The 23,003-nt window shown below is 51.5% G+C and carries 32 protein-coding genes; 12 read left to right on the top strand and 20 right to left on the bottom strand.

The window, feature by feature from the left end; translation table 11 throughout:
• Positions 1-59 precede the first annotated feature (59 nt).
• The 4 genes from QYQ99_RS28035 (at position 60) to QYQ99_RS28015 (ending at position 3,482) form a co-directional block, all read left to right on the top strand.
• Positions 60-1,538 carry a SulP family inorganic anion transporter gene (locus tag QYQ99_RS28035; protein WP_029306730.1) on the top strand — a complete coding sequence of 493 codons (1,479 nt, stop codon included), beginning with the start codon at positions 60-62 and terminating at the stop codon, positions 1,536-1,538.
• A gap of 14 nt (positions 1,539-1,552) precedes the next feature.
• A complete protein-coding gene (locus tag QYQ99_RS28030; protein ID WP_029306729.1) occupies positions 1,553-2,416 on the top strand; it encodes a universal stress protein in 864 nt (287 codons plus the stop codon).
• A 16-nt stretch (positions 2,417-2,432) separates the two neighbouring features.
• On the top strand, positions 2,433-2,768 hold the full coding sequence (locus QYQ99_RS28025; RefSeq protein ID WP_029306728.1) for a TraR/DksA family transcriptional regulator: 336 nt from the start codon (positions 2,433-2,435) through the stop codon (positions 2,766-2,768).
• Positions 2,769-3,218: 450 nt separating this feature from the next.
• Positions 3,219-3,482 carry a hypothetical protein gene (locus QYQ99_RS28015; protein ID WP_157839568.1) on the top strand — a complete coding sequence of 88 codons (264 nt, stop codon included), beginning with the start codon at positions 3,219-3,221 and terminating at the stop codon, positions 3,480-3,482.
• Between the two features lie 99 nt (positions 3,483-3,581).
• Here the strand turns inward: QYQ99_RS28015 and QYQ99_RS28010 are convergent, their stop codons facing one another.
• From QYQ99_RS28010 to QYQ99_RS27975, 8 genes are all read right to left on the bottom strand, one after another.
• Positions 3,582-3,818, bottom strand: coding sequence for a hypothetical protein (locus QYQ99_RS28010; RefSeq protein WP_157839567.1), 237 nt, complete (start codon positions 3,816-3,818; stop codon positions 3,582-3,584).
• A 65-nt stretch (positions 3,819-3,883) separates the two neighbouring features.
• Positions 3,884-4,390, bottom strand: coding sequence for a hypothetical protein (locus QYQ99_RS28005; RefSeq protein ID WP_034367799.1), 507 nt, complete (start codon positions 4,388-4,390; stop codon positions 3,884-3,886).
• 221 nt (positions 4,391-4,611) lie between these two features.
• A complete protein-coding gene (locus QYQ99_RS28000; protein ID WP_034367795.1) occupies positions 4,612-4,977 on the bottom strand; it encodes a hypothetical protein in 366 nt (121 codons plus the stop codon).
• Positions 4,978-5,179: 202 nt separating this feature from the next.
• On the bottom strand, positions 5,180-5,542 hold the full coding sequence (locus tag QYQ99_RS27995; RefSeq protein WP_034367793.1) for a hypothetical protein: 363 nt from the start codon (positions 5,540-5,542) through the stop codon (positions 5,180-5,182).
• Between the two features lie 7 nt (positions 5,543-5,549).
• Positions 5,550-6,362 carry a hypothetical protein gene (locus QYQ99_RS27990; protein ID WP_034367790.1) on the bottom strand — a complete coding sequence of 271 codons (813 nt, stop codon included), beginning with the start codon at positions 6,360-6,362 and terminating at the stop codon, positions 5,550-5,552.
• Complete coding sequence (locus QYQ99_RS27985) at positions 6,362-6,631, bottom strand: hypothetical protein (protein WP_157839566.1); 270 nt, start codon at positions 6,629-6,631, stop codon at positions 6,362-6,364. The genes QYQ99_RS27990 and QYQ99_RS27985 overlap by 1 nt, the downstream gene beginning before the upstream one ends.
• A 75-nt stretch (positions 6,632-6,706) precedes the next feature.
• Positions 6,707-7,309 (bottom strand): DUF262 domain-containing protein, encoded by a 603-nt coding sequence (locus QYQ99_RS27980; RefSeq protein WP_052084796.1) that lies wholly within the window; start codon positions 7,307-7,309, stop codon positions 6,707-6,709.
• Between the two features lie 187 nt (positions 7,310-7,496).
• Positions 7,497-7,709 carry a hypothetical protein gene (locus QYQ99_RS27975; protein ID WP_034367783.1) on the bottom strand — a complete coding sequence of 71 codons (213 nt, stop codon included), beginning with the start codon at positions 7,707-7,709 and terminating at the stop codon, positions 7,497-7,499.
• A 324-nt stretch (positions 7,710-8,033) separates the two neighbouring features.
• Between QYQ99_RS27975 and QYQ99_RS27970 the strand changes: the two genes are divergently transcribed.
• On the top strand, positions 8,034-8,795 hold the full coding sequence (locus QYQ99_RS27970) for a hypothetical protein (protein ID WP_302093302.1): 762 nt from the start codon (positions 8,034-8,036) through the stop codon (positions 8,793-8,795).
• 166 nt (positions 8,796-8,961) lie between these two features.
• Entirely contained in the window at positions 8,962-9,189 is a 228-nt protein-coding gene (locus tag QYQ99_RS27965; protein WP_157839565.1) for a hypothetical protein, read from the top strand.
• A 55-nt stretch (positions 9,190-9,244) separates the two neighbouring features.
• Here the strand turns inward: QYQ99_RS27965 and QYQ99_RS27960 are convergent, their stop codons facing one another.
• The 6 genes from QYQ99_RS27960 to QYQ99_RS27935 all read right to left on the bottom strand — a co-directional run bounded on the left by QYQ99_RS27960 (position 9,245) and on the right by QYQ99_RS27935 (position 13,338).
• Positions 9,245-9,805, bottom strand: a complete 561-nt coding sequence (locus QYQ99_RS27960) for a hypothetical protein (protein WP_080750485.1) — start codon at positions 9,803-9,805, stop codon at positions 9,245-9,247.
• Positions 9,806-10,557: 752 nt separating this feature from the next.
• Positions 10,558-11,205, bottom strand: a complete 648-nt coding sequence (locus QYQ99_RS27955) for a hypothetical protein (RefSeq protein ID WP_034367776.1) — start codon at positions 11,203-11,205, stop codon at positions 10,558-10,560.
• Positions 11,202-11,588: a hypothetical protein gene (locus tag QYQ99_RS27950; RefSeq protein WP_034367773.1), complete on the bottom strand. Its 387-nt coding sequence runs from the start codon at positions 11,586-11,588 to the stop codon at positions 11,202-11,204. Before QYQ99_RS27950 ends, QYQ99_RS27955 begins: the two co-directional genes overlap by 4 nt.
• A gap of 15 nt (positions 11,589-11,603) precedes the next feature.
• Positions 11,604-11,864 (bottom strand): hypothetical protein, encoded by a 261-nt coding sequence (locus tag QYQ99_RS27945; protein ID WP_157839564.1) that lies wholly within the window; start codon positions 11,862-11,864, stop codon positions 11,604-11,606.
• A gap of 237 nt (positions 11,865-12,101) precedes the next feature.
• On the bottom strand, positions 12,102-12,890 hold the full coding sequence (locus tag QYQ99_RS27940; RefSeq protein ID WP_198529045.1) for a DUF2971 domain-containing protein: 789 nt from the start codon (positions 12,888-12,890) through the stop codon (positions 12,102-12,104).
• Positions 12,891-13,041: 151 nt separating this feature from the next.
• Complete coding sequence (locus QYQ99_RS27935; RefSeq protein ID WP_034367768.1) at positions 13,042-13,338, bottom strand: hypothetical protein; 297 nt, start codon at positions 13,336-13,338, stop codon at positions 13,042-13,044.
• A 71-nt stretch (positions 13,339-13,409) separates the two neighbouring features.
• Between QYQ99_RS27935 and QYQ99_RS27930 the strand changes: the two genes are divergently transcribed.
• Both QYQ99_RS27930 and QYQ99_RS27925 read left to right on the top strand, forming a co-directional pair.
• Positions 13,410-13,733: a hypothetical protein gene (locus tag QYQ99_RS27930; RefSeq protein ID WP_052084795.1), complete on the top strand. Its 324-nt coding sequence runs from the start codon at positions 13,410-13,412 to the stop codon at positions 13,731-13,733.
• Between the two features lie 614 nt (positions 13,734-14,347).
• Positions 14,348-15,103: a hypothetical protein gene (locus QYQ99_RS27925; protein WP_198529044.1), complete on the top strand. Its 756-nt coding sequence runs from the start codon at positions 14,348-14,350 to the stop codon at positions 15,101-15,103.
• A gap of 87 nt (positions 15,104-15,190) precedes the next feature.
• Here the strand turns inward: QYQ99_RS27925 and QYQ99_RS27920 are convergent, their stop codons facing one another.
• The 3 genes from QYQ99_RS27920 to mobI form a co-directional block, all read right to left on the bottom strand.
• Complete coding sequence (locus QYQ99_RS27920) at positions 15,191-16,315, bottom strand: HEPN-associated N-terminal domain-containing protein (protein WP_080750483.1); 1,125 nt, start codon at positions 16,313-16,315, stop codon at positions 15,191-15,193.
• Between the two features lie 119 nt (positions 16,316-16,434).
• Complete coding sequence (locus tag QYQ99_RS27915; protein WP_157839563.1) at positions 16,435-16,866, bottom strand: hypothetical protein; 432 nt, start codon at positions 16,864-16,866, stop codon at positions 16,435-16,437.
• A gap of 336 nt (positions 16,867-17,202) precedes the next feature.
• Positions 17,203-17,736, bottom strand: coding sequence for a conjugative transfer protein MobI(A/C) (gene mobI, locus QYQ99_RS27910; protein ID WP_034367761.1), 534 nt, complete (start codon positions 17,734-17,736; stop codon positions 17,203-17,205).
• Between the two features lie 577 nt (positions 17,737-18,313).
• Here mobI and QYQ99_RS27905 point away from each other — a divergent pair.
• The 3 genes from QYQ99_RS27905 to QYQ99_RS28460 are packed head-to-tail and all read left to right on the top strand — an operon-like array spanning position 18,314 to position 20,235.
• Positions 18,314-19,330 (top strand): ParM/StbA family protein, encoded by a 1,017-nt coding sequence (locus QYQ99_RS27905; RefSeq protein ID WP_052084794.1) that lies wholly within the window; start codon positions 18,314-18,316, stop codon positions 19,328-19,330.
• A gap of 12 nt (positions 19,331-19,342) precedes the next feature.
• Positions 19,343-19,696, top strand: a complete 354-nt coding sequence (locus QYQ99_RS27900) for a hypothetical protein (protein WP_148748348.1) — start codon at positions 19,343-19,345, stop codon at positions 19,694-19,696.
• Entirely contained in the window at positions 19,696-20,235 is a 540-nt protein-coding gene (locus QYQ99_RS28460) for a thermonuclease family protein (RefSeq protein WP_080750482.1), read from the top strand. Before QYQ99_RS27900 ends, QYQ99_RS28460 begins: the two co-directional genes overlap by 1 nt.
• Before the next feature lie 44 nt (positions 20,236-20,279).
• Here QYQ99_RS28460 and QYQ99_RS27895 read toward each other — a convergent pair whose 3' ends face one another.
• The 3 genes from QYQ99_RS27895 to QYQ99_RS27885 are packed head-to-tail and all read right to left on the bottom strand — an operon-like array spanning position 20,280 to position 22,080.
• Positions 20,280-20,864 carry a FlhC family transcriptional regulator gene (locus QYQ99_RS27895; protein WP_080747442.1) on the bottom strand — a complete coding sequence of 195 codons (585 nt, stop codon included), beginning with the start codon at positions 20,862-20,864 and terminating at the stop codon, positions 20,280-20,282.
• Positions 20,865-20,873: 9 nt separating this feature from the next.
• Positions 20,874-21,464 (bottom strand): hypothetical protein, encoded by a 591-nt coding sequence (locus QYQ99_RS27890; RefSeq protein WP_157839561.1) that lies wholly within the window; start codon positions 21,462-21,464, stop codon positions 20,874-20,876.
• A gap of 10 nt (positions 21,465-21,474) precedes the next feature.
• Positions 21,475-22,080 carry a transglycosylase SLT domain-containing protein gene (locus QYQ99_RS27885; protein WP_113707699.1) on the bottom strand — a complete coding sequence of 202 codons (606 nt, stop codon included), beginning with the start codon at positions 22,078-22,080 and terminating at the stop codon, positions 21,475-21,477.
• 546 nt (positions 22,081-22,626) lie between these two features.
• On the opposite strand from QYQ99_RS27885, the gene QYQ99_RS27880 reads away from it, so the two are divergent.
• Positions 22,627-22,965, top strand: coding sequence for a hypothetical protein (locus QYQ99_RS27880; RefSeq protein WP_034367755.1), 339 nt, complete (start codon positions 22,627-22,629; stop codon positions 22,963-22,965).
• The last annotated feature ends 38 nt before the right edge of the window (positions 22,966-23,003 follow it).

The raw sequence follows: 23,003 nt of genomic DNA, 5'->3' as shown, positions 1-23,003 counted from the left end.
ACGCGCTTGCGCTCGCCCCAACTGCCACCACTGGCTGGCAACCACAACGGAATAGAAGAATGATGAAATCCTTACGCCAGGACTGGCTTTCCAATGTCCGAAACGACCTACTAGCGGGCATCGTCGTCGCGCTGGCACTGATCCCCGAGGCGATTGCCTTCTCGATCATTGCGGGCGTCGATCCCAAGGTCGGCCTTTACGCCTCATTCAGCATTGCCGCAATCATTGCCTTTGCCGGTGGTCGCCCTGGCATGGTGTCTGGGGCCACAGGTGCAATGGCGCTGCTGATGGTGACCTTGGTCAAAGACCACGGCCTGCAATATCTGCTGGCTGCCACCGTGCTGACCGGCGTGCTGCAAATTCTCGCGGGCTGGCTCAAGCTCGGCGCATTGATGCGCTTTGTCTCTCGCTCGGTCATCACGGGCTTTGTCAACGCGCTGGCCATCCTGATCTTCATGGCTCAGTTGCCCGAGCTGACCAACGTGACGTGGCATGTCTATGCCATGACGGCGGCAGGTCTGGGCATCATCTACGGCTTCCCCTACATCACAAAGGCGGTGCCGTCGCCGCTGGTCGCCATCGTCGTACTGACTGCCGTAGCGATCTTCCTCGGTCTCGACATTCGCACCGTGGGCGACATGGGCAAGCTGCCCGACAGCCTGCCGGTGTTCCTGCTGCCTGATGTGCCGTTGAACCTCGAAACGCTCAAGATCATCTTCCCTGTCTCGGCCACCTTGGCAGTCGTCGGCCTGCTGGAATCCATGATGACGGCTTCCATCGTCGATGATCTGACCGACTCCAACAGCAACAAGAACCGTGAATGCGTGGGCCAGGGTGTCGCCAATATCGCCTCCGGCTTCCTCGGTGGCATGGCCGGTTGCGCCATGATTGGCCAGTCGGTCATTAACGTGAAATCCGGCGGCCGTGGCCGACTCTCCACGCTGGCCGCTGGCGTGTTCCTGCTGCTGATGGTGGTGTTCATCGGTGACTGGGTGGCCCGCATTCCGATGGCCGCACTGGTCGCGGTGATGATCATGGTGTCCATCGGCACCTTCAACTGGGCCTCGATCCGCAATCTGCGCGAGCACCCCAAAAGCTCCAGCGTGGTGATGCTGGCCACCGTGGTGGTGACGGTCGGCACCCACGACTTGGCCAAGGGCGTGCTGGTCGGCGTGTTGTTGTCAGGCTTTTTCTTCGCGCACAAGGTGGGCCAGATTCTGCGCGTCACCTCTCGCACTGAGGACGAAGGCCGCGTGCGCACCTACACCATCACCGGCCAGGTGTTCTTCGCCTCGTCGGAACGCTTCATCAATGCCTTCGACTACAAGGAGGTCATCGAGAAGGTGCGCATTGACGTGAGCCGTGCCCACTTCTGGGACATCACCGCTGTCAGTGCCTTGGACAAGGTGGTCATCAAGTTCCGCCGTGAAGCCACCGAGGTAGAAGTCATCGGCTTGAACGAGGCTAGCGCCACGCTAGTGGACAAGTTCGCCGTGCATGACAAAGACGGTGCCGACGACATGCTGATGGGCCACTGAGAGGAAACAGGATCATGAAGAACGAAAACAAAGTGCTGGCCTGCGTGGATCAATCCCACTTCGCCGAATACGTGGCTGACTACGCCGCATGGGCCGCTCGCCGCATGGACGCGCCGCTGGAGTTCCTACACGTCATCGACCGCCACCCCGAGCAGGGATCAGGCGAAGATCACAGCGGGGCCATCGGCATCGACGCCCAAGAAAACCTGCTGACCAAGCTCTCCGCAGAAGACGAGGCCCGCACCAAGAATGCTCGTGAACAAGGCCGCATCTTCCTGAACCGCCTGCGCGAACGGGCCACCGCTGCCGGTGCCGCGCTGGTCGATGTTCGCCAGCGTCATGGTGAGCTGGAAGCCACGCTGGCCGAACAGGAAGACGGCGTGCGCCTGCTGGTACTCGGACGCCGTGGCGAAGCCGCAGAAACGACACAGCGCGACTTGGGCCGCAATGTGGAACAGGTAGTGCGGTCCCTGCACAAACCGATCCTGACCGTGACCGAAGGCTTCAAAGAGCCGCAGCGCGTGATGATCGCCTTCGACGGTAGTACCGTGACCCGGCGTGGCGTCGAAATGGTCGCAGGCAGCCCGCTGTTCCGTGGCTTGCCAATCACCCTGCTGATGTCGGGAAAGGAAAGCCAGGACGCACCCAAGCAGCTTGATTGGGCCAAGACCACCTTGGAGGCCTCTGGCTTCAATGTGACCGCCTCGCTGATCCCCGGCGATGCGGAAAACATCATCGCCAAGACGGTCAAGGAGCAGTCCATCGACATGCTCATCATGGGCGCATTCGGTCACTCGCCGCTGCGCACTTTGATGTTCGGCAGCAAGACCGCTGACCTGCTGCGTTCCTCGACCGTCCCCACGCTTCTACTGCGATAGCGAAGGAGTCGCCTCAATGGACATGGAACAGTTCCGCGCTCGACTGCTGATCGAGCAAAGGGAAACCGTTGAGGCAATCCAGCAGGCTCAACAGTCCGCCGCGCCGGTCGAGCTGGATCAATCCTGTGTCGGTAGGGTGTCGCGTATCGACGCCCTCCAACAGCAGGCTCTCGCCCAAGGATTGCGGGAGCGGCTGACCATTCGCAAGCGCAAGGTCGAAGCTGCGCTGGCCCGCCTCGACTCTGGCACCTATGGGCTGTGCTGCGCCTGTCACAGTGATTTGGAGCCGGAACGGTTGAACGCCGATCCTGCTGTTGTGTTCTGCCAGGAATGCGCAACAGAGCGTCAATGACAAAGCCGTATTGATGCCCAACGGTGGAGCCGTTTTGCCTTAACGTGCTTTATTTTCCGTTTTCTGAGACGACCCCAGGGCGCGCAAGCTCGATTGCCTGTCCTGACGCTATCGCTCAAAGGAGCATATTTCGAGGCCATCCGGGACGGTTCAAAGCATGAGGAATATCGGCTGGCCAAGCCCTACTGGTCAAAGCGTCTGGAGGGGCGCTCCTACGCTCAAATCGTGCTGACCCTGGGCTACCCCGCCGCAGACGACCATGAGCGCCGCCTGGTGCTTCCTTGGCGTGGGTACACACGGAAAACTATCACGCACCCTCATTTCGGGCCAGATCCGGTAGATGTCTATGCCATCGATGTGAGCGCGATATCGTAATCCACACAATAGAGCCAGCTCAAGCAGGCAACCAGGCCCGACAACCAGCAAATCCCAACTCACAGAAAGACCTTTATGGAAAACAAGCAACCGAAGATTGTTCAGATCGCGCCTGCAGGAGACTGGTGCTATGAATACAGGCCTGATCCCAATGAGAACTGGAAAACAACGATCCCAGTCGTGCTCTGGGCGCTCTATGAAGATGGCAGCGTGAAAGGGCTTAGAGGTCCAGAAGCTCCAGATGGTCTGACGGTGGAGCTGAAGCCTATCGGGGCAACAAACACCACGGGCCGCTTTGTGACCAAGGCCTGTCCAGAAGGGTCTGGCACTTCGCGCTAAACCGCGCCAGCTCAAAAGAAAAAGCCCGCTTGGCATGCCAGCGGGCTTTTGTATTGGTGCGACAGGTAGATCTAAGGGTGCGGCTTCGGACCTAGAGCGTTAGCTGTTGTAGCGCGCCTCTTCAGCTTGGCTCCACAGAATCTGACAGTTAGATCTGCCATCACGAGGACTTACCGGGTTAGGTACGTAGCGAGATGGATAGCGCCTGCGCCACTCTGTCTGCAGCGTGTTCAGAAACTCACCTGCATGATGGCTGTCTGCATAGCAGAAGTCGCGGTTAGCGTAGTCGCGCCAGAGGTTGAATTGCGTGACCAAATCGTTATCGTCAATTTCCATTTCAGCTCATTTCGTTGTGGTGGTGTCGCACAAAGCTATATCGTCAAAGCAGCACAAAGCTGAAATCAGTGGTGAATCATGTTGGGAAGATCTCGGCCCAATCGACCGCCTACTTTGTCAGGGTAAAAGAGTTCGTCATGCTGGATGGTTCGCATAGCGGGGTTAACTATGCATCTGGCGACTGCGCACAGATCACTCGTGTGGAGCATGAAGGTCACGCAGTCCTTGCGTTCAGGATGTTGGCTAGGGGAAAGATCTGGCCTATCCGGTGGCGCTGTCCAGGCCTCAAAGACGTGCGCCACCATCGGGGAATACTGCAGCATGGCATGGCGCAATCCTGGCACATCCTCCAAGCGGCGAATGACTGTGGGGTAGAGGCGATCAAGCAGACCGTTATCGAAATGCATGCCTATGAGCGTATTGGGGAATCCACCTTTGGAGGTGTAGACCTGCTCGACTTGTTCATACAGGAACTTGTATGCAATGTTGAAAGGGTCATTGCCCAGCATGTTGGCGCGCATGGCCTCGGTTAGTACAGAGCGGCCAGAGTTCTTGGCCTTCGCTTGTCCCATGGAGTTCTTTCAGGAAGTGAGTACGCTTCTAGTCTCCTGGTAGTTCAGAAAATGCAACCCTCTCCAGTAGGCTCAGGACGGGCAGGCTCAGCCTCGGGGCGCAAAAAAAACCTGCACTTGGCAGGTTTCTTGAAGTGGCGCTGGATTGTTCAGTCCTGAGACGCGGTGCTGAGTTCAAGCGCCCCCCGGTAGGTAATCTCAAAGTCGATCTATTTCTTGTTCTATCGAGCTGTGCGCCGCGCGCGAGAAACGCCGTCGATGACTTCAGCAAGTGTGAAATCTACAGTATCGCCATCCTTCAGATGTGCAAACTTTGCCGTCATAGCTTCGCTCACGTCCTGTCCGTACATGCGACGTAATTTGGCAGCATGGATGAAGCCAATCAAAGTTGGAGAGCCGAAATACGCGAAGAAGGAACCGATGATGATTGCGGAATAACGGATGCTCCTGGTGGACTCGAAGAACACATCAGCTGCTGTGGTTCCGTAGAACAAGCCAACAGTGAAAATGAAGAGGAGAGGCCAGAGCGAACTGCATGTGTGCAGTCCAAAGAGACGATAGGCGTGAAATTTTGCTTTGAAGTTCATAGCGGCTCCCTCATATTCCTTGATGTGTTGTTCGATTCTTGCTTAATGGTTGTCACAACGTGGCTTCAGCCAACCAGTTGAAATCCACTTTAAGGGTGCCTCATAAATTGCAACCCTTTCCAGGACCTGAAAGTAGGCAGCGCCAGCAATAGCGTAAAAAAACCTGCCCAAGGCAGGTCGTTCGGGAAGGGAGCACCTGGTTCTAGGCCCGATCGGTAGGGCGCTCGCCCTTTCGCATGCTCCTGAAAATGTCATATCCGAAGAGCAACAGCATCAAAACGATTGTTCCGTACATAGTGACCGTGGACTGCCAGGGCAAGCCATCGCTCTCAACATAGACCAGTCCACCAATTTGTTCTTTCGGGATGATCCTGACCTCGCCAACGCTCGACGGAGAGTCGATTCGATAGTCCCCAGTCAGGATATCGCGGCTCATGCGGCCTTCGAAGACTTGGCCGCTCTTATCGATAAGCTTGGCCTGCTCGTGGACCTGCAGCCGCGCTGCGAGGTTGAGGCCTGTGTAGAAGACAAAGAGGGCGAGAGCAAAAGTAAGAAGGGAACGCATGGATCTATCAGGGGGCACGTTTTCGAGGCTTCTGGGCTGTGCGCTGCACTTTGGCAGCATTCATGGCGTCCTCAGCAGCGCTGTACTCGTCAGGGGTTAGTAGCTTGTCACCAGGACACAGGAACCAGCCCTTGATGCAAGAAAGATCGTGGACCGCGAGCTGGAGGTGTGTGTCATCGAAGATCGCGCTTGATGGGTCAACTTGCTTGCCTTGTTCAAACGCACCCCGCGAAGCTTGAAATGGTGCAGTGTTGACTATCTGAAGTGTGGCTTCTTCCAGTAGCTTCATCTGTGCAGTGGTCAACATAGGTGAACCGCTCACATTCAACCCGAGCGATTGAGAAATCTGCGCGGCCAGGGCAATCGCCTCGGTATTCGCATGCCTGCGTAAGGCATGAACCATCTTGCACACTTCTCGGTCAAAGGCCCTGTGAAGATTCTCAGTGTCGCCCTCAAAGGAGGGCTTATTCTTGGGAGGATCTTCTCCATCGACTTCATAGGCCTTGACCATGATTTCCGCCGCAGAAGAGAAGTTCTCGATACCGCTTTGTGTGGTCAGGTCAAACAGGCGATCAATCTCAATAATTGCCCCAACTACAGCAGGCGTAGCTATGGGGTTGCGAGTGAGCTTGTGTTGAGGCCGCGTGCTGGATGCTGTAGCAAGTTTCAAGGCGCGGGCCGAGTCGCCTTCGAAAAAGTACATCCCATCGTAGAGCCAGTCATAGGAATTGGACGAGGGTAAGGGATTCTTTCGCCTTGCCACGAGCGAATCGCGCACCGTTGCGTCACAACCGTGATACGCAATAAGGATCTGACCCATCAGTTTTTGGACTTGGCAGTCTTCGCGTGAGACAGAGCAAATCCGCCGACGCTGCGCATGAAGTGCAATGCCTCTTGGCCCGTCAACTTGGGCACAACAAAACCGAGGTGGCTGTTCACGGATGCTTTGCGCGCGGCAGCCATTTTCTTCTCGAAACTGCGTGCGACGACATCGGCGTTGTGAGCCTTCTCAGCGGATTGAACGACCACGCTACCGCCAGCGCGGCTCGTGCCCGCTTTTGCTTTGGAGGAAGTGTGTGCTTTTGCCATGTTCATAGTTTGCCACATACGAAAAAAAAGGACAGCTGAATGGCTTGGACAAGCCTACGTTGCGTGTTGCGGCTCTCATGCGACCAGCGCCAGCAGAGCGCGAACGCGGTCCAGCTCTTCTGGGGTGTGGACAGAACCACCGGCATTGATTCTCAGGTAGTGGTTGAGCAGATCTGCGCGCGAATTGAATTCGTAGATGCAGAACTGAAGCGTGAAGCGACGTGGGTCAAAGGGAGTGCCCTTGAGATCCTGTGCTTTGTACTTTCCGAACACTGCGAACTCACCAGCCATAAATTTCCGGCAAGCGGTCAGGCGTTGCAGGCCGTCGATGCACTGGAATTCGTTGTCGTTGATGTCGCCAGCCGTGGTGGACTCGCGTGTCCAGCCGGGGCAGTTGAACATGATTCGGTTGGGCGCGGTCTTTCGAAAAATCGCCTCCACATAGGCAACCTGCTGGGCCTGGGACCAGACATGGCCACGCTGAAAGTCCGGTTCCAGCTCAAAGCAGCCGCTAGGCGTATCGGTGCAGTCTCGCTCAATGGTGGCCAGGGTCTTTTCAATTGAAGCGATGGCACAGTCCATGGTGTATGCCGCATCAGGCAGAGGATGGATGAGGGCGTACATCTCCTGGTGCTCGGGTGGCAGGTTGGCGACAAAGCGGTTTTGGGCGGTGGTCATATGGCACTCGTGTTCACGGCGTTTTGATTGAGCTTACGTGGGGTTGCCAAAATGCAAGTTCGCCGGGAGTGCCGAAGCGACTAGAAGATCTACAGACCCACCAATGGTGCAGGTCGAGTGAATTTGAACTGCAGTCACCAAAGAAAAACAAAGGGCCATTGCGGCCCTCTTGTAACGAACGAGCAGGCTAGACCTCCCCGCCCTCCAGAGCAGTGATCGCGCGTCTTAGTTGTTCTAAGGCCTTCTGCTTAGCTTCAGCTTGCATTGCAGATATCGAATCTTGGTATTTGACCCAGACAGACACATCCACTTCTGTGCCGCGACCGTCAATTTCTTCGTGGAGGTTCACCTTGACTGCCAGTTGTCCATGATAGGGTTCCTTGAAAATCGTGATTTCCATTGCCATTCCTTTAAGTTGCGCTCATGTAAATAGGATTACCTCACAGAATGCTCCGCTAGAGCAGCGGCTTACCTTCTGTCTCACTGGCAGTGATTTCACGCCCAGCTCAGGCAGAATACTAGCTTGTGAGGCATGTTTGACGCGACCGTGCAGCTTCCCTGGTCAGAGAGGCGGGCATAGAAGTTCGTCGTCATCTGTTTTGCAGCTATGCAGCGTATTTCGTATGGATTGAACATAGTGTCTGGTTCCAACTGGGTGTACTGATTGTCGTTCCTAACCCTCCCAATTGGGTTTTATCTGTATTAGTGCTGATATTTTATAAAGATGAATGAAGATAAGTTGAATAAATTCCTAGATATTGGCTTGAAGATATATCGTGTAATAAAACCGAGCTTTCATAATAAAATCACATGGGTTTTGATTTTCTTTGGAATCTCGCTGATGACCTCTAGTTTGCTAGAGGACATTGTTAATCATGTATTAAAAAAACAGTTTGACTTTACCGTCACCGGCGAGAAAGACGTTTTCTGGGGATTCATGCTATGTCTCATAGCACTGATCTACAACATCATCCTGAACATCATCGGTGCCTACAACGAGAAGGCAAACAGGCAGGAAAGGAAAGAGCAACAAGATCTGCTATTGGAGCATGATAGAAAGCTTTACCAGAAATTGGAGCCTAGATTAAAAGAGCAATACTTGCATAATATTATTGTAAATACCGCCACCGATCACGCAATCTATTCGAATCAAGTGACTACCCTGGAAGCATTCGTAAATGCTAACAAAGAGGCTGGCAACAAATTTTTATCACCAGAAATTTCAAGTGCGACACTGAAATTAGTAGAGGATATTGACAACTACTTAAAATTTCAGTACGAACATTTTGACGCATACCCGTATCATCAGAGAGAGCAAAACTACAGGCTCTGTTTGGCACCTCAATGGAACGTTGATCGAGCAGGGCAGTGGGAGGATGGTGACAAATATGATCCTCTTGCAGACGAAATGCTAAGGTTGCTGAGGACTATGGGAAGTGCTTACGCATCTTGGCGCGCAGCAGTGAAAAAAGTACTCTTCATCTAAATTTGACTGCGGGATAAGCTTAAAGCTACTGCAGCGATTGAACATCCGAAACGGCCAATGAGCAGACGATCAAGAGTGTGACTATTTTGACATTTGAAAAATAACGAGCTGAGGTAATCTCTAAGGTTCATCCCCAGAAGGGGCCTTCAATAGAAATAGTAGAGACATGAAATCTTTAATCATCGCCTTAGGGGCCGCAGTTTTACTTTGTGCATGTGCGTCACAACCCCGTTATGCTTACATCAAAGAGGGCGCATCGGCTCATGCTACGCAGTCGGCACTGGCCAAGTGCGAGTATCAGATCAAGGTTCAAAAGACACCAATTGCTGAACAAGCAGGGCTAAAAAGGCTTTGCATGGAAGGTGAAGGCTACCGCTACAAACGAGTAGGCTAAAACCATCAAGAAAGCGCCCTGAGGGGCGCTTTTTACTTCTCATCGTCAATGAGGATTATGAATTCACAAGCGGATCTTTTAGGCTTATCAAGTCCTCTAGGTGCGGCGTGACATTGGCATCAAGGTATGCATGCATCTTTCTGCTTAGATGATGCTCGCCAGGAAGAACAATGTCCTGCTGAGACGCCCACTCACGAAGCACGCCAACCAACACCATGTTGACATGATGTGCGTCTTCCAAGAACTGGATCAGGAAAGTCAAAAGCCTTTCCCTGCCTACGTCCGAATGCAGGTCCAAACCTCCGGGGGTGTCGTGCAGCCGATGAGCAATGACATTGCGATTTTCGAGAAAGCGATCCAGTTGCACACCGAACTCGGGGAGCAGATCAACCCGCTGACGCAGGACACTGAGAAGTTTCCCCAGGGTGGCTTTCGAGTGCAGACCAAGCAGAGCTTTAACCTGTTCCTCTGTCTGTAGAGGCTGTCCATGAAATGGGAATCGCAAGCATGTTTGCAACAGACGCTCGACGCCTTGTCCAGCGATTACCGCAAGGCCAATCGTCTTCAGAACCTCATCCTGTACAGGCTTGTAGCCTGATTGCATTTCGTCTTTCATTACCTCTCAACCTTATCTAGATTACTTGGCCACTCTGTATTGGCGGAGTGCTGCCATTCGCACATTCGCAAATGCAAGAATCAGGCTGTCGATGCCCCGCGTCAGGGCTTGGCGATCAGCTTGAGCACCATGCTAGTCACCCGATCAGCCATTGCAGTCAGAGCATGAAATCTCTCTGTAGGCTTGAACTACCAATTTCCTATCACACTGAAACTGTGTATTAGTGTCTAGGTTGACCCACTGAGAATGAACAGGTCCGTAGGCTCTTATACGCGATGTATTGGGAGGATCTTGACCATCTATTATTGATTCGAAACTCACTTCATAGCATTTACCGCTTTCCGGCGCGAATGCGGAGCCGGTAATGAAAGGCGAACCGTTCTGCTTAGATGATCTGGGCACATGGCCCACTTGGGTTGGTATTCCGGTTAGTTGAGTGAAAGTGCTCATATATTCTCCTTAGGTCTAACTTGGACTGGAAGACATGCTATTGCATGTTCAGTTCGTCTTTGACGGGTTGAGTTTAGAGGATGATTGATAGAAATGCTGCTTATGTGCAAAGGTGCCGTAACCACCGTGGTTGAGGCCCCTCTGCTTTCAGACAGATCCTTGGTTTGAAGCCATTGGCAAACGGATAGCTTCTGCACTCAGTTCATCGTGAGCGATGCCCACAATAAAAGGAAAGGCCGTCACAGGGACGGCCAGCTAAGATTGGCTCTTCAGGTCAGAGTCGAATTGCGACGATCAGGGCATCAATGTGCCATGGATTCCTCAAGAACCGGAACGTCGATGACTTGCTGGGCTTCTATATCCAAGGTGTTGTCCGCCCAAAGGTTCTGTTCGATGTGGGCCAGGGCCAGCTCCAGGGTGCCATGCGCTATGCGTTCGACAGCGCTGCAGAGCACTTGCTTCACGAGCTGGCAGTTGCCGCGCGCCGGGGAGTACCACAGCTCCCATGCGCAATCGCTTTCATGGCAGGACACGCCGAACTTGACCCATCCGCCCTTGGCTTTGCGTATGAACGGGGCAAACAATCGGATGCCGCTGGCCACAAGCTCAATGGCACCGACTTTATGGCGCGACATGGCAATGGATAGCGCGGTCTGCTTTGTGTCGATCCATTCGCCATTCACTGAAAGGCCCTTATCGCTGGCCAGGGCCGACAGATAGTTGTAGTAGACGTAAGAGCAGCGGGGCTGCAGAAGCACAGCAATATCGGGCTTATCTCCCCAGCTTTGGATTGTCAGCGCCGCGATCTTGGCTTTGATACCGTTGACTTTTTCATCGGCAAGATCTTCCTTGCGTTCAGCTGCACGAAGGCATGCGACGGCTGCGGTGTGCTTGGCCTGGGCCAGGGCGAGCTGGCGATTGAGAAGGTCAAGTTCAGTTGTGATCGTCATGTCATGCTCTCCTGTACTTCTGGAGTAAGGATGTCGTCGATGTCAATGAGCAACTGCGAGCTGTCCCCTTCAGTGGCTACAAAGGCAACTGAGTCGAGCAGGGCGCGCGTGCGTGCCAGCACTGCGCAGGCTTGGCTGGCTCCTGTCTCATTGACATCGCGGCCCCGGATGGCTTCGACCGTGGCAATGGGGTCATAGCCGAGCGCGGCGATACGGTCCGCTTCGGGCCATTCCATCACGTAACCGCACATCAGCTCCGGTCGAGCTAGGGCATAGTCATACAAGCGTAGGGCATCGAAGGCGTTGCGCAGGCCAAATGACAGGGACTCTTCTTCATCACCGAGCCAGTCAGCGATGGCTATGAGTTGTTCTCGCGTATTCATGGATGGTGTGGCTTTCTAGTCGGCTTCGACATGCAACCCGTTAGGGGTGGGGGAGAGGACTTCCGCACCGACAAGACGCGCATGAACCAGGCGGGCGTGCTTGTCGATCACTTCGAATAAAGCTGGCAACTCGGCGTCAGTGGCCCCAAGGGTCTTGGGATGGCCAGTGAGTCCGCGCACGTAGGTGTCGAGAGCATCGAGCACTGCATCACGAGCGCCGTTGACGAACTGGTCTTGGGATATGACCTGGGTGGTTTTGATGGTGGTGATGGGCATGCCCATGCCTTTTTGAGTGGATGACTCTTTAAGCCTAAGAGCCACCTCAAAAATGCAACCCACCGTTGAGGCGATCAGAAGCAACGTTGCAAATGGCCACTACGGGGCAGAAAAGGCGACCAGGACAAGAGCGGCCAACAATAACCAGAGAATTTTCAATGCAGACGAGTTTTCGTTCGGAAGGCGATCAGCGTACATCCTGAGCCAACTGTGCACCCGAGCCTTCAGCAGGTTATCTCATTGATCTGCGACCGGCTTCAATATATCGAAAGAATCAATATTCCAAGTGGTAGGAGACAAACGGCAACCGTAGGCTGTTAGGTTAGGATAAAGTCCAAGATATTCCTGCAATACATCTGCCACAGCACTGGAAGATTGAAGCAAGGGATGTCTCATGCCAAAATAAATCTCCTTAATCGATTCTTCTGGGAGTTCGTAGCAGAAGAGAGTTTTATTTCCCGCTGGAATTTCTTTAAAAGTGCCGCTTGGATTAGTGCCATTCTCATCTCTGTCCGATAAGCACTTCACTACCCTAACCTCTTCTTCGTAAGCCCAGCAGGCAGGCTTTTGGAGAAATGTACGTTGCAACTTCTCTTCGTGGCCAGCTGGATAGTGATGCGTGTGGCCAACTAGAATTGGCATCCCTTTAAACGGTAGCATGGAGTGCGTTGGTCGCGTATGTGTATAGATGATATTGCCGTATTGTGCGGGAACAATACAACGTTGAGAATCAAGAAAACCAGATTTATCTACATCTATGCCTAGCACTACACCGCGATGTTCATCGCCGTAGTGTGCCCACATTAAGGGGTTCAATGGATTTCGCGTTAGACACAGAACCCCGTGATTCTCAGACCAGATGGACTGCTTGGCCCACGATTGAACACTATCGAAAAAAGAAGGAATAGGAAGATCAACCTGCGGTGGATAAGCCGCTGTCAACTCAAAAGGGTCATTAAAAGTATGGGGATTAGAAAACCCAATTGATCGGCCTGCAAGTATTGCTTTGGCTGCATCCGCGCTCATGTACTTATATAAGATCAATCTAGCACTCCCCGCAATTCTTAGAAAAGCCCCATAAGGCTTACTTCATCAGACTCAACTATAGATGACAAACTCCCGGCAAATTGTGCAACCGCGTTAGGTTCGGTCCAGCTTGAATGCTTGTGTTTGAGAGTCAAGGTTTGTCTGTGCAGAAAATTCGCCCGATGTCGATGACAGCGGCAACGGCTAGTAGCACTGGGAGTCCGTACTGGCCGATTTTGCAAACGATGGACCAGATGCTGCCCCTGAAGATGCCCATGTATCCACTGGCTGGGGCTTCATTACTGGAAGGGATCATGAGTTGGGGCGGTTCAGCCAGGTAGGCAAAGAGATAGTAGGCCAGTACAGCCAGCAGCAGATTGGTCCACCAGGGCCAGCTGGCGATGGCCAATGGCACAGCGACGATGAGAGGCTTGTTGGTGTTGGACATGGGCACCTATTTACGGTCTGTTGAGGAATCCAGACTCTAGGAGCGCCGCCATTGCAACCTTCACTGCTGATTTGCCCAAACTGGACAAGTCCGCATTCCTGGTTGATGAAGTGCCAGCAGTAGATTTTTGGCAGATCAACAAGGGGATGGTGATGATCCAGCTCACGGCCAAAAATCTTCATGAATTGCTCACCGAATTGCGCACTATGGACTACCAGGTGCGTTCAAAGGTTGACTTCGGACAGTTGCCGACCTTTGGGGGTGAATGTCCCAAGTACACAGGCAAGGTTTGGAGCTGGGACGAGTCGCAGATCCTGATCGGGACAGGCGTGGGCAGTGGCGATTTCGCTGGAGATCTGAAAATCGTGTCCAGAGCAGAGTTTGAAGGGCATTGAACTATGCAGAGCACTTCAAATTCTCGCGGTCGTACATTCCGTGCGCTTCGACTGGCGAGCAAATCATTCGTGCGAGGCTTTCTTGCTTGGCAAGCGCGGCCTAAGGCGTTTTGGAAGCAGCCATCTATAGCTTGGCCCCGGCGGCTGGACCATCTGGAGCTGGCCGAGTTGGTGTGCCACCGTGGTGGTGTTGTGAACTACAAAGCACTGATGGTGATGGAGGCCGTGATTGTGGAGAACGCTCTTCGAGGCTATGAAACCATGAGCGAGCAAGACTGCGCAGCTGTGCTTTCAGACCAGATTCTGCATAGGGCGCTCAAGCGGCATGTGGGCCGGCAGGCTGTACGGTCGATACATTTCATGCTCCAGCGGGTGCGCTTTGATACTGCGTGTCGGTACTCATATTCCGGTGTGAGTTTTGAGCTGCAGAACCTCTCAAGGCGTGATCAGACCTGAATGATTTCAGCGCTTGCCATCTTTGCCCGCACTTGCGGGCTTTTTTGTGCCAAGTGACAGCGCCCCGTTTGATGCTGCCTGAGGAGTAATAAATTGAACATTGGTCTTCCGAATACATGGCTTTGGGCCAGCTGGATTCGGTCGGATACAGTGCGGGCATGCACGCATTCATCACAGACACATCATTTGACAGCCGCCTTCGATCAACCATTTCGGCAGCATGGGCCGTCTTCGCGCGAAAGGTTGGCAGCACCCTTATTCCCATCAATAAGGAAGCTTCAATGCAGCTTCAGTACGCCTTTGTGCTGAAGCAGCTCTTGCCTATGGCACTTCAACACCCGGATGAACGCGCGGAGATAGAGCTTGAGCCAGGCGTCAACATGGGTACTGGCTCAAACAACATCGATATCCTCGTCCACGGCGCGTCCTCGAACGGTGAGACGAAGATTGCCATAGAGATGAAGTGCTATCGAAAGATAGCCGCATCGGGTCGCACGCGTGGTGCACACGACATATTCATGAAAGATGTCTATGAAGATCTACATGTACTGGAGCAGTATGTAGCTCAAGGTGTCGCATCGCGCGGCGTCGCCCTAGTGATGAACGACCTGGAACGGTTTGTCAATCCAAAAGCCAAAGATGGTAAGTGCTGGACTTATGACACATCGCACGGGCACACTTTTCAGGGGGGACATTTCACTGTGCCAGTTGGAGGGAAGGACGTAAACATCCAGCTTGCGCGGTCCTACACCTTCAATTGGGAAAAGTTCGGTCGGTTCTGGTTCTGTGAACTGGAGGGCAGATGTCCGCAAGAACTGCCCCGGCCTCACATGTCGAGCGTTGAAAGACGCTATCCCATACCTGGAAACGGTAACTATGGGGCGATAGCAGCTGCTGATCAGGCAGGCAGTTAGGTCATCACGTAGCGGAATGATGGCCGTTGATGGCCAACACCCCATCCCCGCTAACCATTCATCTCCCCTGTGTTTCCTGCATAACACCTAAGCGGAAGTTGCCCAAACCGATTTTTCGAACTCGAAAGCAGGAGTGGGCGTAACGCCCCACTCACGTTTTGCAAGTCCGAGATCTTCTGGTCCCAGGAAGAGTGCAACATTCCAACCACTTCGATGTACGGTACTACGGTATGCAACACCATCCAGTGCACCGTCTACGAATTCATAGTCACGAAAGTACTCGGTGACGACTTGAGAGGGAAGATAGTCAATTTGTACTTTATCGCTTCGCTGTACGGGCTTCATGATGTCGTTCGTGAAGTCGTGCAAGAAGCTCAAAGTTTGGGCTAGTTCTGGCGGTTCATCAGAGAATATTCCAGGAATATCCGGCAAGGATCGTAGATCCAGTACTCGAATTGGGCGGGCCGAGCGCCATAGTCCCACTTTCCCTTTGTCTTCGCGTGTTTCCTTTAGTGCTGTTGTGGTGGAAGACGCGAGATAGAACATTGGAATCCCAGATGGGTTCAGGCGATTGCTCTGAAGCGCGAATTGGGGCGGAGGAGGCCCAAAATCGGTCGCTGTCACACGCTTGTGTTTGGGTATATCTGTTCTTGCGCGCCAAAGGCGAATATCAACTGGTAGCTCTGTAATCAATTCGTGAAAATCAATTGAACGAGCAATTTTATTCAGCAGGGATGCTGGGGTGTAGGAGTCTCTATCATCGCTACCTGTAGCATGAAAGAAAAACCTCCGTTTGTGTTTCACTGTCGAGCAAAATGACTCCCAGCTGCTCCACAGGGCATCGTCAAGATCAAGTGTGGCAACGTCCTTATCAGTCCATGGTTCGTCAGTCATGGAACTCGCAATATCCGAGCGCAGGCTGCCTGTATAGTCTCTTGGAAAATCTAGGCCAATCTTGTCGAGCATGTCCCAAGAATCCCAATGTGGACCTAAGTAGCCACCTTCAGCTGAGCAATATGGAAGCTGGTCAACTGCTCTGCCATAGTAGCGCCTTAGGCGCTCCTCAATGTAATCCACAAGAACGTCAAAACCCACGGTAGGGGAGTCATATTTACGACATGCGTTGCATCCGCGAGGACCATTGTTCTCACGTATCCAGCTACGCAAGTCTTTGTCGGAAAAGCAAGAGGAGCAGACACGATTTGTACTCATATGAAAATAGTTTCTTAGAATAAAAGATCACAGCGGACATGGATCTTCCTTATGTATTTCTGAGAGATCCAGAAGGTAACTGCGAAGAGCAATTCAAGGCATCGTTTATCGAAACTTACTTATCGAGGTTTGGAGAATGCTTTGCCATATTTTGACGCCTGTTCAAGCCATACCATTTTATTCTGGTCATAAATTGCGAAAGCGCCATTGGGATTGATGAAGAGTTCAAGTCGAATTAGTTGGTAGGAGCAAGAACCATCTCGTAGATTCTTCTTGCTTTTTCTTTCAAGTACCCACTGTACTGGTGCTAACTCACTTAGTTCTTCAAGAGCTATATCGATTTTGCGCTCTGTATCTTCAATTGAATCTGAGCTTATTCCTTTGAGAAGCCCTTCAAGAATAATCAGAGCATCATCTCTGTAATTAATACGCAGCTGATTTAGATATCTATCATAGATTTCTAGTTTAGAATAATCTCTGGGTGGCTCTAACTTCGTGAATGCGACAGCATCCTCGATTGATGTCGGAAACTTATCAGCTTGAACTGGCATTAAATATATGTCTGTAAATTGGTTCTGAAAGTACGATTAGCTATTCAGCACCCAGGCGACGATAGCGAGCATGAAGCATGTAGCCCAAAAAACTGCTTTATGTGCAGAGTTCGTGTTATTGATGGATTCTTGTGTCTGAAATGTACCTACGTGTCTCTCGTAATTCTTGTGTTCTATTTCGCCGCGAAGTTCACAAGAGCGTTGGGTGGCTTGCGACATTGCACGCGCGGTATTAGAAGTCTTAACCCTGCTCGCTATCGTTGTAGGTGACAGTGTAGAGTTAGTCTTTTCAGAGGCTCCATAGATTGAATTGTGTCGGCTCATGTGATCCCCCGATTAGCTGGACAAGGATTCATATTCTCTCAAAGCTTTTCTAAACTTCGTGAGTATCTTCGCACGAGTCCGCAATTTTGCAAACGTCTTCTCGGCGTCAGCGACAACAGCTTGCACCCATGCTGGTTCACGCTGGAATGAAGACATGTCGTAGGAATCAGACTTTCCCTTTTTTATATGCTTCGAGAGAACTCGAATACTAGATTTTGATTTTTCTTTAGGAATTACGTTATTTCGATGCCAGGAGATCTCCAAAGAGCTATCTTTTATACGGACACGACAGCCCAAATAAGTTTGCTGCTCCTTGGGCATTTCCTTTCGGGCAGTTAGCGAAGTTTGATGGAAGTTGGCAGCAATCACATCTGCTTCAAGAGCAAGAAGTAGCAGCTGCGCTTCCACACCTTCCGCAGTGCTGAGCATGAAGGTCTTGGCTGCGGCCTCAAAGTCGATGTCTACGCGATGCTCCCAGGGCTTCTCAAGTTCAGTTCGGAGGTGTTCGATATGAGCGCTGGGCGGCAGTGAGTTGAAAGAGGGCATAGAGGTTGTTGGGAAAAAAATGTGTCCCTTCCCAAGATACTATCTTCTATGGGCTGGGAGAGCTATTTCCCATAGAAGAGGGCCGGTGCAAGAAAACTACCCTGCAAACGGCTTCTAGTAGATCACCGAGAAGGTCCTAGACTACGTGCCTGGTGCCGGTGTGTTCAGCTTTGCACGAACACTCAAAGAGTGGGAAAAACTTTCTGTTCTCCATATTCTATGGGGAGTGACCAAGCATGGCTGTAATTGATTGGATGCATTGAGTTGAACATCTATAGGCATCTGAGCAAATCTAAGAGGTCCAATGTGGGAAAGAACTCAGTTGTTCCCTTTTTATATGGGAAGCATAGAAAAAATCCCGATCTACTAACAGGGCCTTGAGTCCGCCTCAGGCGCGAAGAATTCGAGCCTAGCAGGAGGGGAGCAGAGATACAGGCCATGATCCTCCAGGCAACTAACGGACTTCAAAGCGACTTTGAAAAGAAAATTTTCCGTTGATAGTTCCATTTTATGCATCTGTGATGCTATGATGCCAAGCGTTACAAGTCGTTTTGAAGTCGTATCAACAGGAGGGAACATGGCGAAAAAAGGTACTGAAGCAGTGGAGAATTCTGAATTTATCCTCGGTATGGATATTGGCTATTCGAATTTCAAGCTGGCCTTTGGCCATCGTGAATCGGATATGACGACATTAGTCCGCCCAGTCGGGGCTGCCCCTCTGTCGCTGATGCCTCAGAAAATTGGAGGCGGCCACGGCTCCGACTTTGTACAGGTCCTGGTGAACAATGAGCAATGGGCTGCTTGTGTTGAACCAGGACGCATCCAAGGCTGGGAGCGGGAATTGCACGCAGACTATCCCAGCACGAACCAATATAAGGCATTGTTCTATGCAGCACTGGCTCTGACAGAGCAACCAGTGATTGATGTGCTTGTGACAGGTCTGCCAGTAGATCAATTTAAAGATGAAAACACCCGTAAAAGACTGAAAGATAAGCTGACGGGTAATCATCAGATTGCAAATCAAACAACGATTGAAGTTAAAAAAGTAGTTGTTGTTCCTCAGCCTGCTGGAGCCTATATGGACATCAGCGAAAGCGTGCAGGAAGATGAAATCGAAGCTGTCATCAATCAGGGCCGTACAGTAGTGATTGATCCTGGATTCTTCTCAGTTGACTGGGTATCTATCGCTGCAGGTGAAATGCGCTATAACTCATCTGGTACATCACTTAAAGCGATGTCTGTACTTTTGGATGATGCGGCAAGCCGAATCAAAGAAGAGTTCGGAGGTCAACTGAGTGTTGAAAAGCTAGAATCTGCAATTGTCTCTGGTAAGAATGAAATCCCTTTGTATGGGAAGATGGTCCCTATCAAGAGCTATGTTGAAGAGGCCATCAAGAAGATCCCAGACCTCGCGCTAACTTCAATGAAGAAGTCCATGCGAGAAGAGGGACTAGATGCTGACGTTATTCTTTTGGCTGGTGGCGGGGCAACCTTTTATAAAGAGGCTGCCAAGCGGATTTTTCCAAAGGCGCACATCATCATGAGTGCGAATCCCGAGTTGGCCAACGCTCGCGGCTTCTGGATGCTGGGTTAAAAGGAGTTGATAGTGTCTAAAGCAGATCAAAATGATTGGGATGGGAAACTATCAAATATTAAGGTTTCCAAGTTCTCGCATCCCGAGCTTTACGGGGACTTGGTAAAAGTCAATCAACGCGACAGAGGGGAAAGATTGCGCACTTTGGCAATGCTTGGCCTTCAATCGTTGAACCTCTCGGCCTTGGTAACTGGTGAACCATTAGCTGTACCCAGAAATGTGGAGCCGGAGAAGAATGGTGATGCTGGTTCAGCTGAGAAAAATGTGCAAGCAACTGAAGAAACCAATCAGCCTCCATCAGATCGAACCGTGGGGAGAGTGAGCGTAAATAAAAGCCGCCGTGACGCATTACTAGGCTCAATGTGATGATGAGGATCAGCGTGTTAGCTAGTCTTGCATGTGCTTTTCTGCCACTGCAGGTAAATGCACAAAATTGGTCTGAGACTGGAAAAGTCATCTACGTTGACGATGGAGATACAGTTGTACTGCTTCGCTCAGATAACTCACGGCTAAAGATACGACTGAGTGATATTGATGCTCCCGAGTCGATGCATGGGCACAAGCGGCCAGGGCAACCGCTCAGTCAAAAGGCTACAGACTATTTGAAGTCATTGGTACATGGGAAGATCGTCAATGCTCACTGTTATGAGTATGACCGTTATAAAAGAGGCGTGTGCACCATCACCATTAGTGGTCAGTCAGTTAACTTAAAAATGGTAGATGCAGGCCTCGCGTGGGCGAATAGAGCCAACCCAAGGTATGTACGTGACACCCGTGTATATGAGGCGGAGGTAGTCGCTAAGAAGCAGGCAGTGGGGGTTTGGAGTCTGCCAAATCAAGTTGCCCCTTGGAGGTGGCGTAAAGACTGCTGGAATGATGCTGCCTGTGAAGGAGCTGAGCAATAAAAAAGAGCGCTAGAAAATCTAGCGCTCTTTTTTTTATGACTTGATCAGGCTGCAATCATTTTTGCTGATTCATTCATCGGGAGACGAGCTGCATCATGGCAAAACGGACACTCAATGTATGTGCGCTGATTGACGCTGGTGAAGTAGGAGCATTTGCAGGAATTACATACTGAAAGAGAAGCCATTTCACTACGAAGTTCAGAGGCCAAGCACCAGGCATCCGTGATCGTGAAAGATGGCCAGCGCCCGTTCTTCATGCTGGGAATTTCATTGCGCAGGGTGTGATAGAGGCGGAACGCTTTGACCAGCTCAGGGATCTGTACAGAGATAGTCACATCGTCCCCTCCCAGGTTGTAGTACAGCTGCATGAGCAAAGATGCCTGGATCTTTGTCGCGCTGTTGTGGATCAGTGTCGTGCCGCTCCGCATGGTGCCGTGGTTTTTTCTTGCTCCAGTACCTTCATCTTGCTCAAAACCACTATAGATGCGGCGCAGTTGTTTGTGCGTAAGGCCGGTTTCGATCATGATGATCTTCGTAATGAATCCAGCTTTAGTCATCTGCCGAGCGAGAAGCAACTGCGTCAGCGACGCCATCTGCGCTTTAGGTGCTATCTGTGTGGTTCTGGACATGTCTTCCTCTTATGCAGTTATCGATTGTTGAATTTTTTTCAGCAGGATGTACTGAAGGTTTCGTCTCCCGGAAATGATTTCGGCAATGATTGATTCGTCGAAACGAAGAGCAAAACTCACTGCGAAATTTGTGGAAATACCGGAAAGCTGAATCAGCGTGGCGTTAGAACACGCACGCACCAGGTTCAGGCCAACGCCAAAGGTCTGTGAAGCTGTTTCCACATCTTTTCGTGCCTGTACGCCCAACTGCACCCAGTAGAGATCTGTGCAATTGCTGGTGTCAGTGATTTCAAATGTCTGCTTGTAGTCTCTGTCTTCTATCCACTGGCAGATCTCGTGTTGGTTGGCGACGAGCTTGAAGCTCAGAACTGTGCCTGATGAAAGGTTTGAAATTGCTTCATCGGACAACTGGGCAGCGAGTTCTACAGTGTGGCTTTTCAGGTTAAAGAGCTTGCCAGCCAGGTCTGGGTTCTGAATGGACACCTTTCTCAGGATGCCCCACAGCGAGGCATCCAGCTCTTTGACTGAAGGATCAGACTCACCATAGGTCAAATCCTCAGCTCGGTCATCCAGCTCTTGAATTATGTTCGTTTGAAACATCAACATGTCATTAACCCAGTCGTTTCAAGTTTCTGTAGATGGCCAAGACCCGCGCGCCGTAGTTACGCGCGCGTTCAGGCTCAGTCCAGTTGTGATAACGGCCAATGCCCAGCTCGATGTCGTCGGGTGACGATTTCAGGGATTCGATGAGAATTTGATTTGCGACCCGCAGATTCGTTGGGGGGTCGAGCAGATCGGCAGCTTGCTTGACGCGGTGCCCATGCCAGAACAAATTCGTTTGGCACATCCCTATATCGATCCTGCGGCCATAAGCCTCAATCCATTCCGCCAGCTTCATTTCTGCTTCTGCTTTGGTCTTGGCGTAATGGGATTGGGTAGAGCGCAGAGTCCATGGCCAGGGGCTGATGTTTCCCTTGCCCCGCCCAAAACCGGATTCAACGAGGGCAATCGTGTAGAGCAGAAGAGGGTCAGTGCCTGTGCTGTTTCCTTGTTGCTCAAATAACGACCCTCGCAACGAATCTGCAACTGAAGAAGTGTTGGTAGACGCGAGAACAGCACCAGCAGAGCTGGCCAGGGGAAAAGTCAGAAGTGAAAGGATATGGCGACGACTGGGCAGGGAGGAGGTCGGTCGGCACAAGTGCAGAGACTGGGGCATGAATGCAGGTTATCCAAAATGCGTTTAGAAGTTCATTTTCCGATACTGTAAAATCGTATCAGAATGTCAAATCCTTGTAATGCAACAGTTAGTCTTTTTTGGGATAGACGTTTTGTTACGAAGGTACACAGTTGCCCGTACCCGAGGCGATGAAAGGCGCGATTCGGCTGAATCGAGATGTCAGATGTGAAAGATGCGCAGGAGAAAGCAGCAAGGAAGGCGACATGGCCAACGATGCGAGGCTGGTGGCAGCAAGGCCACAGATTGATCCCTACCCAGTAGGGAAGCCTTTTCGGCAGAGAGAACCTGCAATGCAGGTGATGTGTGGCACTAGGCCTTGAGGGACTGCACTTCGGCAGTAGCAGCCAGTTGAGCTGAGCAAGCAGCGTGAGGTGGCTGTGAGATCATTATAAGCACAGATGGCCCTAAATGGGCAAGTGGCTTTTGTGGTCAGATTCATGTAATGAAGTTCTGCAAAGCGGCTCCCGAAGTTGCATTTTCTGAACCTGTAGTAAATTAGATGTACATAAAGAGAGAGAGGAACCAATGCTGAATTTCAACAAGATCTTCTTGGTGTATGTCCCCGGAATTGCTTTGCTGTCGCTACCTGTAGCTCCCCTGTTGAGTGTGTACGCGCTGGGTGCATGTGCTCTGTATCTGGCTTTCTTGCTGTTGAAGTTCATCAACAAGTCGATGGTCGCCACGATTCTGATGTGGGTCGGAGCCTCTTACTTCATCGGTGGATTCTTGGCATTGTTCGGCTTCGCAATAATGCGAGGGATATTTGCAACGCTTAAAGGTGGTGTTTCTTCCAGCGATCTGGACTTGCTAGATCCTGTAGTCGCAAATCCACACTTGAGGAAAAGAATATTTCCAGGTCAATAAAAAAAGCCGCTTCTAGAACAGAAGCGGCTTTTTTATAG

This window comes from Comamonas testosteroni (genome assembly GCF_030505195.1).
In the GTDB taxonomy this organism is placed as follows: domain Bacteria; phylum Pseudomonadota; class Gammaproteobacteria; order Burkholderiales; family Burkholderiaceae_C; genus Comamonas; species Comamonas testosteroni_G.
The sequence above is the reverse complement of the archived record's forward strand: the minus strand, read 5'-3'. Positions and strand labels throughout refer to the sequence as shown.

Bases quoted from the DNA above. Each gene is read 5' to 3' on its own strand.
- QYQ99_RS27915 (WP_157839563.1), bottom strand. From the start codon at position 16,866: ATGCCAGTTCAAGCTGATAAGTTTCCGACATCAATCGAGGATGCTGTC.
- QYQ99_RS27980 (WP_052084796.1), bottom strand. From the start codon at position 7,309: ATGACCACCGCCCAAAACCGCTTTGTCGCCAACCTGCCACCCGAGCAC.
- QYQ99_RS28035 (WP_029306730.1), top strand. From the start codon at position 60: ATGATGAAATCCTTACGCCAGGACTGGCTTTCCAATGTCCGAAACGAC.
- mobI (WP_034367761.1), bottom strand. From the start codon at position 17,736: ATGCCCTCTTTCAACTCACTGCCGCCCAGCGCTCATATCGAACACCTC.
- QYQ99_RS27890 (WP_157839561.1), bottom strand. From the start codon at position 21,464: ATGTTTCAAACGAACATAATTCAAGAGCTGGATGACCGAGCTGAGGAT.
- QYQ99_RS28030 (WP_029306729.1), top strand. From the start codon at position 1,553: ATGAAGAACGAAAACAAAGTGCTGGCCTGCGTGGATCAATCCCACTTC.
- QYQ99_RS27885 (WP_113707699.1), bottom strand. From the start codon at position 22,080: ATGCCCCAGTCTCTGCACTTGTGCCGACCGACCTCCTCCCTGCCCAGT.
- QYQ99_RS27945 (WP_157839564.1), bottom strand. From the start codon at position 11,864: ATGCCCATCACCACCATCAAAACCACCCAGGTCATATCCCAAGACCAG.
- QYQ99_RS27965 (WP_157839565.1), top strand. From the start codon at position 8,962: ATGAAATCTTTAATCATCGCCTTAGGGGCCGCAGTTTTACTTTGTGCA.
- QYQ99_RS28025 (WP_029306728.1), top strand. From the start codon at position 2,433: ATGGACATGGAACAGTTCCGCGCTCGACTGCTGATCGAGCAAAGGGAA.
- QYQ99_RS27935 (WP_034367768.1), bottom strand. From the start codon at position 13,338: ATGTCCAACACCAACAAGCCTCTCATCGTCGCTGTGCCATTGGCCATC.
- QYQ99_RS27905 (WP_052084794.1), top strand. From the start codon at position 18,314: ATGGCGAAAAAAGGTACTGAAGCAGTGGAGAATTCTGAATTTATCCTC.
- QYQ99_RS27895 (WP_080747442.1), bottom strand. From the start codon at position 20,864: ATGTCCAGAACCACACAGATAGCACCTAAAGCGCAGATGGCGTCGCTG.
- QYQ99_RS27985 (WP_157839566.1), bottom strand. From the start codon at position 6,631: ATGGCAAAAGCACACACTTCCTCCAAAGCAAAAGCGGGCACGAGCCGC.
- QYQ99_RS28460 (WP_080750482.1), top strand. From the start codon at position 19,696: ATGATGAGGATCAGCGTGTTAGCTAGTCTTGCATGTGCTTTTCTGCCA.
- QYQ99_RS28005 (WP_034367799.1), bottom strand. From the start codon at position 4,390: ATGGGACAAGCGAAGGCCAAGAACTCTGGCCGCTCTGTACTAACCGAG.
- QYQ99_RS27990 (WP_034367790.1), bottom strand. From the start codon at position 6,362: ATGGGTCAGATCCTTATTGCGTATCACGGTTGTGACGCAACGGTGCGC.
- QYQ99_RS28000 (WP_034367795.1), bottom strand. From the start codon at position 4,977: ATGAACTTCAAAGCAAAATTTCACGCCTATCGTCTCTTTGGACTGCAC.
- QYQ99_RS27970 (WP_302093302.1), top strand. From the start codon at position 8,034: ATGAATGAAGATAAGTTGAATAAATTCCTAGATATTGGCTTGAAGATA.
- QYQ99_RS27995 (WP_034367793.1), bottom strand. From the start codon at position 5,542: ATGCGTTCCCTTCTTACTTTTGCTCTCGCCCTCTTTGTCTTCTACACA.
- QYQ99_RS28010 (WP_157839567.1), bottom strand. From the start codon at position 3,818: ATGGAAATTGACGATAACGATTTGGTCACGCAATTCAACCTCTGGCGC.
- QYQ99_RS27920 (WP_080750483.1), bottom strand. From the start codon at position 16,315: ATGAGTACAAATCGTGTCTGCTCCTCTTGCTTTTCCGACAAAGACTTG.
- QYQ99_RS27880 (WP_034367755.1), top strand. From the start codon at position 22,627: ATGCTGAATTTCAACAAGATCTTCTTGGTGTATGTCCCCGGAATTGCT.
- QYQ99_RS27960 (WP_080750485.1), bottom strand. From the start codon at position 9,805: ATGAAAGACGAAATGCAATCAGGCTACAAGCCTGTACAGGATGAGGTT.
- QYQ99_RS27950 (WP_034367773.1), bottom strand. From the start codon at position 11,588: ATGAATACGCGAGAACAACTCATAGCCATCGCTGACTGGCTCGGTGAT.
- QYQ99_RS27955 (WP_034367776.1), bottom strand. From the start codon at position 11,205: ATGACGATCACAACTGAACTTGACCTTCTCAATCGCCAGCTCGCCCTG.
- QYQ99_RS27975 (WP_034367783.1), bottom strand. From the start codon at position 7,709: ATGGAAATCACGATTTTCAAGGAACCCTATCATGGACAACTGGCAGTC.
- QYQ99_RS28015 (WP_157839568.1), top strand. From the start codon at position 3,219: ATGGAAAACAAGCAACCGAAGATTGTTCAGATCGCGCCTGCAGGAGAC.
- QYQ99_RS27925 (WP_198529044.1), top strand. From the start codon at position 14,348: ATGCACGCATTCATCACAGACACATCATTTGACAGCCGCCTTCGATCA.
- QYQ99_RS27940 (WP_198529045.1), bottom strand. From the start codon at position 12,890: ATGAGCGCGGATGCAGCCAAAGCAATACTTGCAGGCCGATCAATTGGG.